Source organism: Jonesia quinghaiensis DSM 15701, assembly GCF_000423205.1.
Taxonomy (GTDB): Bacteria; Actinomycetota; Actinomycetes; order Actinomycetales; family Cellulomonadaceae; genus Jonesia; species Jonesia quinghaiensis.
The window spans coordinates 316,181-329,019 of sequence record NZ_AUHN01000004.1 but is presented as its reverse complement, the minus strand read 5'-3'; the positions used below and the strand labels follow the sequence as shown (position 1 = coordinate 329,019).

Annotated in this window: 14 protein-coding genes; 10 read left to right on the top strand and 4 right to left on the bottom strand. The window is 60.8% G+C overall.

The window, feature by feature from the left end; all coding sequences use genetic code 11:
• Positions 1 to 42 precede the first annotated feature (42 nt).
• Complete coding sequence (locus tag G538_RS0101575; protein ID WP_029067932.1) at positions 43 to 906, bottom strand: hypothetical protein; 864 nt, start codon at positions 904 to 906, stop codon at positions 43 to 45.
• 114 nt (positions 907 to 1,020) lie between these two features.
• Between G538_RS0101575 and G538_RS0101570 the strand changes: the two genes are divergently transcribed.
• Positions 1,021 to 1,236 carry a hypothetical protein gene (locus G538_RS0101570; RefSeq protein ID WP_029067931.1) on the top strand — a complete coding sequence of 72 codons (216 nt, stop codon included), beginning with the start codon at positions 1,021 to 1,023 and terminating at the stop codon, positions 1,234 to 1,236.
• A 60-nt stretch (positions 1,237 to 1,296) separates the two neighbouring features.
• Positions 1,297 to 1,986, top strand: coding sequence for a uracil-DNA glycosylase (locus G538_RS0101565; protein ID WP_029067930.1), 690 nt, complete (start codon positions 1,297 to 1,299; stop codon positions 1,984 to 1,986).
• Here the strand turns inward: G538_RS0101565 and G538_RS14520 are convergent, their stop codons facing one another.
• Complete coding sequence (locus tag G538_RS14520; protein ID WP_051196451.1) at positions 1,987 to 2,637, bottom strand: nuclease-related domain-containing protein; 651 nt, start codon at positions 2,635 to 2,637, stop codon at positions 1,987 to 1,989. It abuts the gene before it with no gap.
• Positions 2,638 to 3,037: 400 nt separating this feature from the next.
• Here G538_RS14520 and G538_RS0101555 point away from each other — a divergent pair, with 400 nt between their 5' ends.
• From G538_RS0101555 to G538_RS0101540, 4 genes are read left to right on the top strand one after another with little or no spacing between them, the layout of a single operon-like run.
• Entirely contained in the window at positions 3,038 to 3,742 is a 705-nt protein-coding gene (locus tag G538_RS0101555) for a YkoF family thiamine/hydroxymethylpyrimidine-binding protein (RefSeq protein WP_029067929.1), read from the top strand.
• A complete protein-coding gene (locus tag G538_RS14515; protein ID WP_245566761.1) occupies positions 3,742 to 4,500 on the top strand; it encodes an ECF transporter S component in 759 nt (252 codons plus the stop codon). Before G538_RS0101555 ends, G538_RS14515 begins: the two co-directional genes overlap by 1 nt.
• Positions 4,497 to 6,605 carry an ABC transporter ATP-binding protein gene (locus G538_RS0101545; RefSeq protein ID WP_029067928.1) on the top strand — a complete coding sequence of 703 codons (2,109 nt, stop codon included), beginning with the start codon at positions 4,497 to 4,499 and terminating at the stop codon, positions 6,603 to 6,605. The genes G538_RS14515 and G538_RS0101545 overlap by 4 nt, the downstream gene beginning before the upstream one ends.
• Positions 6,602 to 7,378 carry an energy-coupling factor transporter transmembrane component T family protein gene (locus G538_RS0101540; protein ID WP_029067927.1) on the top strand — a complete coding sequence of 259 codons (777 nt, stop codon included), beginning with the start codon at positions 6,602 to 6,604 and terminating at the stop codon, positions 7,376 to 7,378. Before G538_RS0101545 ends, G538_RS0101540 begins: the two co-directional genes overlap by 4 nt.
• 40 nt (positions 7,379 to 7,418) lie before the next feature.
• Here the strand turns inward: G538_RS0101540 and G538_RS0101535 are convergent, their stop codons facing one another.
• Positions 7,419 to 7,853: a hypothetical protein gene (locus tag G538_RS0101535; protein ID WP_029067926.1), complete on the bottom strand. Its 435-nt coding sequence runs from the start codon at positions 7,851 to 7,853 to the stop codon at positions 7,419 to 7,421.
• A 67-nt stretch (positions 7,854 to 7,920) separates the two neighbouring features.
• Entirely contained in the window at positions 7,921 to 8,205 is a 285-nt protein-coding gene (locus G538_RS14510) for a sulfurtransferase TusA family protein (RefSeq protein WP_051196450.1), read from the bottom strand.
• An 88-nt stretch (positions 8,206 to 8,293) separates the two neighbouring features.
• Between G538_RS14510 and G538_RS17155 the strand changes: the two genes are divergently transcribed.
• From G538_RS17155 to G538_RS0101510, 4 genes are all read left to right on the top strand, one after another.
• Positions 8,294 to 9,019, top strand: a complete 726-nt coding sequence (locus G538_RS17155) for a GntR family transcriptional regulator (RefSeq protein WP_051196449.1) — start codon at positions 8,294 to 8,296, stop codon at positions 9,017 to 9,019.
• Complete coding sequence (locus G538_RS14500) at positions 9,016 to 10,299, top strand: MFS transporter (protein ID WP_245566760.1); 1,284 nt, start codon at positions 9,016 to 9,018, stop codon at positions 10,297 to 10,299. The genes G538_RS17155 and G538_RS14500 overlap by 4 nt, the downstream gene beginning before the upstream one ends.
• A gap of 63 nt (positions 10,300 to 10,362) precedes the next feature.
• Complete coding sequence (locus tag G538_RS0101515) at positions 10,363 to 10,653, top strand: hypothetical protein (protein WP_029067925.1); 291 nt, start codon at positions 10,363 to 10,365, stop codon at positions 10,651 to 10,653.
• 249 nt (positions 10,654 to 10,902) lie between these two features.
• Complete coding sequence (locus G538_RS0101510) at positions 10,903 to 12,828, top strand: DUF4914 family protein (protein ID WP_245566759.1); 1,926 nt, start codon at positions 10,903 to 10,905, stop codon at positions 12,826 to 12,828.
• Positions 12,829 to 12,839: the final 11 nt, after the last annotated feature.

The following is a 12,839-nucleotide window of genomic DNA, read 5'->3' as shown; positions in this document are numbered from 1 at the left end:
GAAAAATGCGCGCAGGTAGCGATAATTCACCCGGGTATTATTTTAAGGTCTTGAAAAAGCTGAAAAAGTCTGCATCAATGGTGCAAGATCCAGCGAGGTGGCCAATGCGGCACGGCCCTTCGTCGCATGAACCCCGTGTACTGCAAGTATCACTGCTCCCGGCCCCGCGCACATTAACGGTGCATCACCATCAATGTCACACACCACCGTCAACCGCTCCACATCAGCCGTGACATCCCACATGGAAGCCCACGGGAAAGAACGCCACTCCCCAGCCGGAACGTCATCCAATGGCCCAAAGTCATCTCCGGCCACTGTGGCCAACCAGCGCACCTTCTCCACCGCGATCACCGCGATGCGCTGCGATGTCACCACCACAACAGCTCGCTCCCGATCCCGCCAACCGCGAACCCCACGAGCCCGAGCGGCAGCCACCTGCCCACGCTGCGACGACATCACCACAGAACTCAACAAGCCAGCCGTCGCCACATATGCGGGGCGACCAACCGCCATCCCGCCAGACTGCGAGGTGAACGCGTCCCGCCCCCGGTACCGTGCCACAAGCATCTGCCCGTGCCATAAAACTTGTTCGCCCGTATGTAGCGGAAACCCACGCAATGGCGTGTCCGTGGTGGCAGGCGCCACCGTCTCGCCGGCGATAAGCGCGGCCAGCAAGCGTTGCGAGGAGGTGACCGCAGCGTCAACCGGGGACTGCGGCCAGGCGTGGGGGCGGATGTGCACGTGAACAGTTTCCGGGCGTGCGGCGATAACCGTCAACGGGCCCAATTGCCCTATGACACTACTCACGCTTAACGTCGCGCTGACCTGCGCATTTAAGCCGATGCGCGGGGTGGGTTTGAGTCCCCGGATGCCACTGCCCACGTGGTGGTTGAGGGAGTGTGTCACCTTCCTCTGCTGGCCTGTGGATCAGGAGGAGCCACGCACTCACTCGAAAAACGATCCACACACGAGTGGGAAACCGGGAAGTGGTTTGTGGAGTGGCCGCGGTAGTGTGCTGATATGGCCTTCGCAAAAGCCCCACTGGTGGTGAACAGCATGATCATGGTGGTGTGTCCGCTGATGGGCGCGGCGCTTTCCGCTTGGTTGTGGGGCCGCTGGCTGCCTGGTGCGTCGTGTGGGGTTGTCGTTGGGGGAGTGATTCTTGCCGTGCGCGGTTACGTCGCGTGGCGTTCCCGACTCCCGAGTGAGGGTGAAGCGGGCTTCAGCTACCGCTAGTGGAGTGCTCCACATCAGGTGACCTGTGGAAACAGCCGATGCGTCAGTTAGGGTGAATCCATGTCGAAGAGCCTCGCTGAACTTGCCGCTGAAGGACTGATCGCCGCTGACTGGGCAGAGGTTCTTGAACCTGTTGCCCCCACCATCGCGGAGTTGGGCGACCGGCTGCGCGCTGAGGTGGCACAGGGGCGAGGTTATCTTCCTGCAGGTGAGAACGTGCTGCGCGCTTTTTCTCGCCCGCTGGCTGACGTGAAAGTGCTGATCGTTGGGCAAGACCCGTATCCCACCCCGGGCCACCCGATCGGGTTGTCGTTTGCAGTGGACCGTGATGTGCGTCCCCTACCGCGGAGCCTGAACAACATTTACCGCGAACTCACCAACGACCTTGGCATCCCTGCCGCGGAACACGGTGACCTCTCGGCGTGGAGTGACCAAGGGGTCATGCTCTTAAACAGGGTCCTCACGGTGCAACCGGGCAAGCCCGCATCACACCGTGGGTGGGGTTGGGAGTCTGTCACCGAGCTCGCCATCCGTGCGCTTGTGGCGCGTGACGCTCCACTGGTGGGTATCTTGTGGGGCAAGGATGCCGCAAACTTGCAGCCGATGCTGGGTGACACCCCCGTTGTTGTGTCACCTCACCCGTCACCGTTGTCTGCACACCGTGGGTTCTTTGGGTCCCGCCCGTTCTCACAGGTCAACACCATGCTCGAAAGCATGGGTGCTACCCCGGTGAACTGGCAGGTCAACTAACTACGCGGGTGGGAAAGCGTTGGCGATCGCGGCATGGGTGTCAGTAACGTTCATCCCTTGATGCGGGGATGTGGTCGTCAGGAGTTTCACGAGCCGTTTAGGCCACACAACGTGGACGTCGCGGGTCGAGAAACTCCCTCCGAACAGCGGCCAATCAGCGTCAATAAAGCACAGCACCCCGTGAACTGGGACGTCACCCACCACCGCCCGAACAAGATCAACTTGACGGATCACACCGTCAACGATTTTGTTACATTGTCGCCTGCCAACGAGCAGGGTTTCGGTGCGCGGCCGCAACAACCCACCTTCAACGCGTAACGTTGGGCGCCCGGTGTAGCGTTTGGCATCGATCACCCAAACGCCACTGTCGGTGATGACGAGGTGATCAACGTTTGCTTTTGTGCGGCGGATGCGCCGATCATGAAGAACTTTCAGCGTGGGTGAAGCCACGCTATCGAGGCGTGCTCCAAGTTTCTCTTCGCCTACAGCGCCCTTTTCCCACACCTGGGTGCTGCGACGCTCACTTGATAGGGCAACCGCAAGCCCACCTAGACGCCCCCACTGGGCTCGAAGCTTTTCTTCGTCACGTGCTTTGCGGCGTTCGTATTCACGGCGTGCGGATGCTCCGGCATCCCCTTGGGAGTTGCTCACGGTTAGGCGCGTCCTCTAGTTCCCTTGGAATTAATGTGTCGGTGCAGTTCACCAGTGCCTGAACGACGTTGGTGTGCACCACCTTTACTCATCGAAGAGTTCAGGTCGGAACTGTAGCAAATCGCCCAAACAATCTGGTGAGTGGTTCGTCTTGCCATGGGCAGGCATCGGCGGCTAATGTCGTGACCAGCACGGGAGTCCAGTGAGCTGGACTGAGAGGGAGTAATCAAACTTCGACCGTAGAACCTGATCTGGGTCATTCCAGCGAAGGAAGCGAATTGACTACTGTGTGCCGCAACGGCACGCAACGCCATGTCACCTCGCCCATTCACATCCGTGAAGAGGCGCGCCCTGGTGACTGGGTGGTCTCCTTTCCGTGCTACGACACGGAAAGGACCCCATGACAACGACGCAAACCCCCGCCCCAGCTGAGGCGTTCACCACCGACCCACTGATGTTTGGTGTGGGCGCTCGCATCACCATTTCTGTCATGTCTGACTCCTATGTGGATGTCATTCTTGGTGCCCTGAATACCGCGAGCCCGCACGGCCTGTCGCTCACCACAGGTGACGTGTCGACCTGGGTGGGTGGCCACGAGCAGGACGTGTTGCGTTACCTCACCGACGTGACCAGCGCTGTTGCCGCCAGCGGGCATCACGCATCAGTCAGTGTTCATCTGTCACGCGGGTGCCCTGGTGAGGTTGCGTGCGCGCTACCAGGCGGCGCTGGACCGCGGGCTATCAACGCACCCAAGGGCCGGGAAACGGGTAATTGGGTGGCTGCCGAATGGGCGCTCTACCCGCTAGGAACTGGCACACCAGCCGCACTCGATGAAGCCGGAAACCCGGTGGAACCCGCCCACATGAGTGCCATCTATGCGGCCATCGCAGCGACGCAAGAAACCGGTATTAACCGGGGTTCGGAACACTATGTCACCCGTTTGGAAGGTGACCTAGGTGTCGTCCTAGAGCAGGTCGTCGCCGCGTGGACGGCTGTGGGGCGCAGCGTCCAACACGTCACCAGCCACCTCACACTGTCCATCAACAGCCCCAGCCACACCGCCAACAACGCTACCGGTAACGCCGCACCTGAAGGAGCGCACTGATGACCACGAACACCACGGGTGACACTCCACAACCAGCCAACGACACCACCCAACCCGCAGGCGACACCCCTCAACCAACCAGCGGCACCACCAGTGCACCGCAGAGCACTCCTCAACCCGGTCCCGCATCGACAAGCTCGACCCCAGTAACACCCCCTGCCCCCGCAACCCCGCAGCAACGGAAACGCCCAATGCTCCAGATGCGTGACATCGTCCTGATGGTCACGCTATCCGTTGTGTTTGGTTTCCTGTACTGGGTGCTTGTCCAGGCATGGAACGTGCTGACCGTTGCGATGGGCCCAGCCGGTGACCTGTCGCAGCACATCCTCTTTGGTGGGTGGCTTCTTGTGGCGCCCATTGCGTTGGCGATTATTCGCCGCCCCGGTGTGGGAATCATTGCGGAACTTGTTGCCGCCGCGGTGGAGATTTTCTTCCTCGGTTCACCAATGGGCCCCGTGTTACTCATCGCCGCGTTCCTGCAAGGTTTTGGTAGCGAACTTGCCTTCGCACTCACCCGGTACCGCCGTTTCACATGGGGTGTCTATGCGCTATCCGGGTTGTTAGGTGCGGGGATTGTGTTCTTCTACTCGGCGTTCCGTATGGGCTGGTTTGGGCAGGACATTTTCTGGTTGCGTTTCGCCATTCAATGCGGTTCTGGGGTGATTCTTGGTGGGCTCCTTGCGAAGGTCATTGTTGACGCGCTGGTACGCACGGGTGCGTTAAACAACTTCGCCATTGTGCGCGAGGCCAAACCGTGACCACCGCGCACACCGTGACCACGGAAAGTGTGACGCCGCAAGGTGTGACCACGCAGGCCGTAACCCCACGCGTCGCGCCTCAACCAGCCCCACCCGCGCACACCGCGCCTCAACCAGCCCCACCCGCGCCTCAACCAGCCCCACCCGCGCACACCGCGCCTCAGGAGACCGAAAACCTACCAGCGGTCAGGTGCACGGATGTCACGGTGCAGTTCCCTAGCGGGCAGCACACCGGGCCGGTCACGTTGAGCATCAAACCGGGGGAGTCGGTGCTCATTATGGGGCCGTCAGGGTCGGGAAAATCCACCGTGCTGCAGCGCATCATTGGTGCGATCCCGCACGCCATCCACGCCGAAGCGCACGGCACCGTGCATGTTTTTGGCCGGGACATGGCTAACCACGACCCGGCAGACAACGCTGATGTCACCGGTGTTGTTTCGCAAGACCCGTGGTCTGGGGTGTGTTTCACGCTCGTGGAGGACGACATTGCTTTCCCTCTCGAGAACGCAGCCGTCCCACCTTCGCAGATTGGTGAGCGGGTGCGCGCCGCTGCCGATCTTGCGGGGGTGGGTCACCTAACCGGTCGCCACACCACGCAACTCTCCGGTGGAGAGTTGCAGCGGGTTGCGCTCGCGGCCGCGATTGTGGGCAACCCTAAGCTGCTGCTGCTCGATGAACCCACGTCAATGCTGGACCACCAGGGCATTCGTGATGTCACGGCCGCGTTGGCGAGTGTGCGGGAACAGACGGGTGCCGCGCAGGTTCTTATTGAGCATCGTCTCGATGAAATTGCTGCCCATGGTGGGGTCGCGGAGCTTCCGCCCCGGTGGGTGTTGCTCGATGCCCGTGGCGCTGTGGTGTGGGATGGTCCTGCTGACAGTATTGATGCGGAGACTGCGCGGATGCTGGTGCGGCGGGGCTGTTGGTTGCCGTTGGATGTGGAACTGTTGGGTGTTTTCGGTGAGTTGGGCGGCTTGGCGAACCCTGCCATCCAGGAGGCGTTACTTGTCCCCACCCCCGTAAACTCCACCCCTGTGCCCCCCACCCCCGTAAACCCCCAATCGAAAGTGGGATTGCGCCCACTTTCGAAAGGGAAAGTGGGCGCAATCCCACTTTCGTTAGGAGAGGTGGCGTTAGGAGAGGTGGCGTTAGGTGGGGTGGCATCCGCACGGGGGGAGACGGGGAAGGGGCTGGGGGAGAGAAGACAAACTCTTCTCGCAGAGCAGTTGGCGGTCGCACCGAGGTCTGGCCTGGGCAGAAAAGCACAGCGAAAGCGCCCCAGAAAACCTCACGATTCACGCCGCGAACAATCACGCACCAACCAGCAAACCCCTGTGGTTGCTGGGCTGGACCTTGCCATTCACACAGGTGAACTGGTCGCCCTCATTGGGGCGAACGGTACTGGGAAAACAACGCTACTGCGAGCACTTGCCGGGCTCGATGCGCCAGTTGCGGGGACCCTCACAGGGCCACGCGGGGGCATGGTATTCCAAAACCCGGAGCACCAGTTCATGGGCAACACGGTGCGCGGCGAGGTCAGCCACAACGTCGCGGCAGAACACCACCACCGTGTTGATGAGTTGCTGGTGAGGTTTGGGCTTGACGGGCACGCTGAGCAGTCACCGTTTTCGTTATCGGGTGGCCAAAAACGGCGTTTGTCGTTGGCGTCGATGCTCGCCCACGATCATGCCTTTTTGTGTGCGGACGAACCAACTTTTGGGTTGGACCGGCATGGTGCATCGGCGGTATTGACGGCGTTGCGTGAGCATAGCCGTGCCGGACATGGCGTGGTGTTTTCCTGCCATGACATGCGGGCGGTTGCGACTTACGCAGACCGCGTGGTGGTACTCCACCAAGGGCGGTTACTTGCTGATTGCACCCCGTGGGAACTGTTCCGTGACCCTGCTTTGGTGGACAAGGCGGGACTAGCGGTGCCACCACTGATCGCGTGGGTCGCGGCGCGCACTCCCAACAACACCGCCTGCCAGCAGGTGCTCCGCGCACTGGACGCCCGCGCACTCAACTCAAAACTGCCAGATGCCACTGTTACGCACGGCGGGACAGATGCGTTGGCCCCTATCCGAGTTGCGCAGGTAACGCGATGAACCTGGTTGGTACAGCATCAGCGCAGTGGTTGATCCGCCGTAACCCAACAGTCAAAGTGGCAGTACTGACCGTGGTGTCGCTGGGCATTATGTTCCTCACCGACCCGGTCACTGTGGCCGTGGTGTTGGCGGCAGTGCTCCTTGCCGTGACAGTGGGCGCGGGTGTACCAGTCGCCCGGCTGACGCTCGTCATGTCACCGTTTGTGCTTTTCGGGGTGGGGGTGTTCATGGTGAACGCTGTCACCCGCCCAGGCGAAGTCATCGCCACTTTTGGCCCACTGGTCGCCACCCGCGAAGGCGCAGCGATGGGTGTTGCGCTAGCCCTACGTACACTGATCATTGGCGCGTTAACGGTGGCTTTCCTGGCGTCCACCCCGCCCCGCGACCTCATGGTGTCGTTGCAGCAGCACGCACGGTTGTCACCCCGGTTCGCATCGGCGTTGATGGCCGGGCACCGGCTCCTCGATTCAATGCCTCACCACTGGTCAACGATCCGCGCCGCCCACGCGGTGCGGGCGCCACGCAACCGCCACGGCGAGCCACGGTTCACTGTCGCAGACTTTGGCCGGTGCGCGTTTGCGCTGCTGGTGACATCTATTCGATCATCGGAACGGGTTGCGCTCGCGTTGGAAACACGCGGGCTACGTACCGGGGAACGCACCGTGTGGAAACCCGTTGCGTTGGGGCGAGCCGATGCGCTGTTCGCTGGGGCGGGCATCGTCGGTTTCACGATGCTTGTCGCGGTGGGGGCTTTCATCTCGCGTACCGTGTGATGCCGTCAGCGGTTGCCTGGTACGGGAGATGATAGCGGAGCTATGGGGTTGCTGGGCTTGACTCAGGATCGTCAGGGGTTTGGGGGAAGTTGCCCCACACGACGGAGTAGCACGACCCATTGTCCTCGTTGGCGGTGACGTTGATTTCTTTGAGGAGTTCCGCGTCATCTCCGGTGGTGATCTGAAAGATGTATTGGGTTCCTGCTTGATCTACTTCAGTCACGTTGAGATTGCCGCCGTCAGCGTTTTCGAACGAATTGCGCAACGCGTCAAATTCCGCCTCGTCAACGGTATTACCAACTTGGAGGTACTTTTGCGCCTCCTCGGCGTCGTTTTCTGACACGGCATCGACGAACACTGAAAGGGCGCCTTCGGGGCTTTCAGTGCCGTCAAGGCACGACGCTTGGCCAACTGTGCTGCACCCGCCTGTCCCAGCAACGAGCCCAAACGCCAATACAATGCACAATTTCTTCACAATAGTCCTGACGTCGCTTTTCCTATGATATTCCGTTACGTCAGTATTCGATGTCAGAGGTGTCGCATCAGGGGGTAGGGGACGCCCAGGCGCGCCCAGCGGTGGAGCGGACAGACTTGTCGGTGACCTCAAGGGTGTGCCGCAAAACCTCACCGTCGTGTTCCACGCCTACGTAGGTGTGGTGGGTCATGTGGCACCAGGCGGGCAGGTCATACACCGATGTTGGGTCATCAGAAACCACGACGAGTTGACCGCCAACGGGTAGCTCAGCGAGACGAGCTCGGATTTTCAGGAGCATCGTGACGCACTTAGCGCCGGTGGTGTCAAAAACGTCAGGTGCGGGGGCGATCATGCTGCCATCTTAAAGGCGCGGTGCACATCACAAACCCACACCTCAGTGATGCATGCATTAATGCATGCATCAGGAGTACGATGAAGTAATGAACCAGTCGGTGCCGCCACGCGACCACACCACCCTGCCCTGGGAAACACTCGACACCCCCGGTGGGAAGTCGCAACCCATCGCACAACACATCGCAGCACACACCGCCCAACGCATCGTCGAACGCCACTACCGCGAAGGCGACCTCCTCACCGAAGTGGAACTCGCCGCCCAACACGGCGCAAGCCGCACCCCAGCCCGCGAAGCAATGCTGCAACTCCAACGCTGGGGCCTCGTGCGAATCGCCCCCAAAAAAGGCGCAACCGTCACCGCACTCACCCCCAACGACGTTCTCGACCTCATCGCCGTGCGCGTCATGTTCGAAACCCAAGCAGTCACCCGCCTCACCGACCAACCCCACGAACTCGAAACTCTCGGCCACGACCTCACCATCCTCCTTGACCGCCAAGAAGCATCCACCAACACCACCGACGCCCTCGCCTTCGCCGCCGACGACTACCGATTCCACGCCCGCATCATCCGCTCCTCCGGAAACACCGTCATCACCGGCATGCTCGACAACCTCGCCCCCCGCCTCGCCCGCCTCACCTACCAAGCGGTCCTCGCAAACCCACACCTCATCACCACGTTCCTCACCGAACACCACACCCTCGCGCAACTCGCCCAACAAGGCAACGCAACAGCCTTCGGTGAACTTGCCACCCGCCACCTCCACAACGCACACTTCCCCACCACCCCGCCACAGCCAACGGACGCACCATGACCACCACCGACGCCACCCCCACCCTCGCGTCCAACTCGACACCCACAACGGCGACACAACCAGCGACGCAACCAGCCGGTATGCACCAACGCCCCTACTGGCTATTCCTCGCCCCCACCGTGTTCCTCCTCGCCTGGGGTGGCAACCACTTCACACCCCTCCTGCACTTCTACGAACAAGTCGGCCACTACCACCCCTGGCAAGCCAACCTCCTCCTCGGCACGTACGTCCTCGGGCTCGTCCCCGGCCTCCTCATCGCCTCCGCGATCTCCGACCAACACGGCCGCAAACCCCTCCTCATCGGCGCGATGATCCTGGCACTCATCGCCAGTGCCCTCGTCGCAGCCGGGCTCCACACCTTCTGGCTGCTCTGCCTTGGGCGCGCGCTCGCAGGCGCATCAGTGGGGGTTGCCATGTCCGTTGGTACCAGCTGGATGAAAGAACTGTCCTCCCCGCCCTTCGACCCGCGTGCCGGTGTGAGCGCCGGGGCTCGCCGCCCCGCACTGACCATGACACTCGGGTTTGGCATCGGCGCTGCAGTAACAGGGGCGCTCGTGCAATGGGGGCCGATGCCCGCCATCCTGCCGTACGCAGTCCACGCCCTGCTGAGTGTAGTTGCGTTAGTGCTCCTTGCGTGGGTGCCAGAGTCGCTGCCCGCCGGGCAGCGCACCACCCAACCGTGGTGGAAAGACCTCGCTGTTCCAGCGGCAGGGCACCGCACATTTATGCGCCTGGTGCTCCCCGCAGCGCCGTGGGTGTTTGGGGCGGCCGGTGTCGCGTATGCGATTATGCCTGCCGTTGTGCAAGACCAACTGGGGGATAGCACCACCATTTACGCATCGGCGTTGACGATTTTGACGCTAGGAACCGGTGCGCTCATCCAAAATGCTGTGCCCGCCATCAACCGGAAAACCGGTGGCCGAGCGCTCACCGTTGGGCTGGTCGCGATGACCGCGGGAATGGTGCTAGCGGTTATCGCGGCGATCCTCAAGGACCCCATTTTTGTGCTACTCGTTGGGGTGGTACTTGGCGCCGCGTACGGGATTTGTGTGGTTGCGGCTCTCCTCATCGTGCAGAGCATCGCCACCCCGCAAGACCTTGCCGGGTTAACCGGGGTGTATTACTCGATCACCTATGCCGGTTTCCTGTTGCCCAGCATCCTCGCGGCACTACTGCCCGTGTCGAGCTACGCGACCTCACTGGTGGGGGTCGCAGTGTTGTGTGCCGGATCGTTGATTGCTGTGCAACGCGGGTTCGTGGTGTTGCGCGCTACTCGTTGAGGGGTATTGGTAAGGTAAACGCGAGAATATTGATATTGCGGCGCAAGGAGCAGTCCGGACATTATGGAATACGATTCGATTGCTGATGTCCCGACCTTCGTGCTCGCTATAGGCGGAGCCCTTGGGCTGGGTTTAGTGTTCGGCCACGTCTGGTTGAGTCGCCGTAACCCTGTGTGGCTCGGTGGGATAGTGCCCGCCATCTACGTGATCGCGAATATTGTGTTCGTGGTTATTGACCGCCCCAGGGCTGGGGAAATGATCGGGACGGGCCTCACCCTCCTCGCGTTGCTGGTGGTGTGGTGGGCTGGTGAAGATACTCGGCAACGTCGTCGAGGTCTCCCGGTCACTGAATAGGTGCCATTGCCTCGTTCTTGGCACTGAAAACCCTTCTCTTTGCTGAAGTTTTACCTCGATGAGAACTTAGTGCGCCGTTGCCCAGACAGTTACCGCCGGAAAAGTCGGTACAAAGGTCCCATCCGGTAAAGGGGTATTCAACACTAGCCTCAAGTTAATGGCACACGTCTGCACATGTACCGATGTTGGTGCAGGGGGCGGGCAACGTGCACCGCAGCACGGGTCAACACAGTGAAGTAAAAAACCCGTGTGCCTGAGCCTGAGGAGGATCTCGTGGAACTATTGCTGTCCAAGGTCGACCTGCCACCCGCCGTTGCTGATGCGCTCAAGGCGGCCCCAAGTATCATCGTCCCTCGAACTCGAGCTGAACTCTACGAACTCTCACTTGGGCCAGACGGCGCGGACACGTTCGAGGTGAAATACCAGGTCCCCGGAAACGGCGTGGTCACCGAGGCAACAGTTGTTCGCTGCAAAAACGGCATCGCCGTGAACTACCCCGAAGACTACATTCGCCGCCGCGACCCCAATTGCATGCGCATCGCGGACGACCGCCCCACCGACAAACCCCGATTCAAAGACGTCTACGGGTACGACTTCGCATCACTCAAACAAGAAACCCTCGACTGGTTGGCCACCCAAGACCTCATTGTGGTGCCCTTCAAAGCCGGTGGACTCACCTACGGGTCACCATCATTGGCAATCATCCCCGCAAACACAGGTTTCTTCGCCACCGCCCTCGTTGACCTCCAAGGTTGGGTAGGGATCGACGAGATTGAACCCTTCACCCCGCGCAGCATCATGTACGCAGCCCCACCCTTCCGCCACACCCACTTCGAGGGCAAACAAGTAGTAGTCCACGACCGCTCCGACACCCTCCACGAGATCTTTGCGTACAACCTGTACCCCGGCCCATCAGCCAAAAAAGGTGTGTTCTCGGCACTGCTAGACATTGGTGAACAAGAAGGCTGGCTCACCGCACACGCATCATCAGTGCGCGTCACCACCCCGTACGACAACGAAACCGTCATCATGCACGAAGGTGCCTCCGGTGGTGGTAAATCCGAAATGTGCCAAGACATTCGCCGCCAATCAGACGGTCGTATCCTGCTTGGAACCAACGTTGTCAGCAACGAGCCGTACTACATCAACCTCGCCGAGTCCTCACAACTCGCCCCCGTCACTGATGACATGACGCTGTGCCACATCGACCTGCAAAAAGGTAACGGTAAACTCACCGTCGCCGACGCAGAAGACGGCTGGTTCGTGCGCGTCGACAACATGAAAACCTACGGCGAAGACCCAAGCTTCGAACGCGCAGTGATCCACCCAGAAACACCACTGGTCTTCTTCAACATCTCCGGCATGCCAGGCGCCACCTGCCTACCCTGGGAACACGAACCAGACTCAAACGGCAAACCATGCCCCAACCCGCGCGTCGTCATCCCGCGCCGCATGATCAAAGACGTCATCTCCGAACCCACCGAAATCGACGTCCGCACCTTCGGTGCACGCATGCCTGCCTGCACCCGGGACAACCCCACTTACGGGATTATGGGCATGATGCACATCGTGCCACCAGCCCTCGCCTGGCTGTGGCGCCTCATCGCGCCACGTGGAGACAAAAACCCCTCCATTGGTGAATCCGCTGAACAAACCGACAAACTCGCACACGGCGGGTTGGTTTCCGAAGGTGTCGGCTCGTACTGGCCATTCTCCACCGGCACCAAAGTAGCCGCCGCGAACCTGCTCCTCAAACAACTCATGGACGCAGACCGTACCCGCTACGTGCTCACACCCAACCAGCACATCGGCGCGTACAAAGTTGGGTTCACCGCCGAATGGTTAACCCGCGAATACCTTGCACGCCGTGGGGGTGGCAAGATCCGTGAAGAACAACTCACCCCAGCTCGCTGCGCACTGTTCGGGTACGCCCTCAAAGAGGTGAAAATCGACGGTCAACAGGTGCGCCCCACCTTCCTGCAACCGGAGAACCAGTCACAAGTTGGTGTCGAAGCGTATGACACGGGTGCGAAGATCCTGTCTGACTTCTTCAAAGCTGAACTGGAACAATTCCTCACCGATGACCTCGACCCACTGGGCCGCGCCATCATTGAGGTGTGCATGAAGGACGGGTCTGTTGCCGACTACGAGGCGCTCACCCCGACATACATCTAGCGATTCGCGTC

Bases quoted from the DNA above. Each gene is read 5' to 3' on its own strand.
- G538_RS0101515 (WP_029067925.1), top strand. From the start codon at position 10,363: ATGGAATACGATTCGATTGCTGATGTCCCGACCTTCGTGCTCGCTATA.
- G538_RS0101540 (WP_029067927.1), top strand. From the start codon at position 6,602: ATGAACCTGGTTGGTACAGCATCAGCGCAGTGGTTGATCCGCCGTAAC.
- G538_RS14510 (WP_051196450.1), bottom strand. From the start codon at position 8,205: ATGATCGCCCCCGCACCTGACGTTTTTGACACCACCGGCGCTAAGTGC.
- G538_RS0101555 (WP_029067929.1), top strand. From the start codon at position 3,038: ATGACAACGACGCAAACCCCCGCCCCAGCTGAGGCGTTCACCACCGAC.
- G538_RS14500 (WP_245566760.1), top strand. From the start codon at position 9,016: ATGACCACCACCGACGCCACCCCCACCCTCGCGTCCAACTCGACACCC.
- G538_RS17155 (WP_051196449.1), top strand. From the start codon at position 8,294: ATGAACCAGTCGGTGCCGCCACGCGACCACACCACCCTGCCCTGGGAA.
- G538_RS0101570 (WP_029067931.1), top strand. From the start codon at position 1,021: ATGGCCTTCGCAAAAGCCCCACTGGTGGTGAACAGCATGATCATGGTG.
- G538_RS0101565 (WP_029067930.1), top strand. From the start codon at position 1,297: ATGTCGAAGAGCCTCGCTGAACTTGCCGCTGAAGGACTGATCGCCGCT.
- G538_RS14515 (WP_245566761.1), top strand. From the start codon at position 3,742: ATGACCACGAACACCACGGGTGACACTCCACAACCAGCCAACGACACC.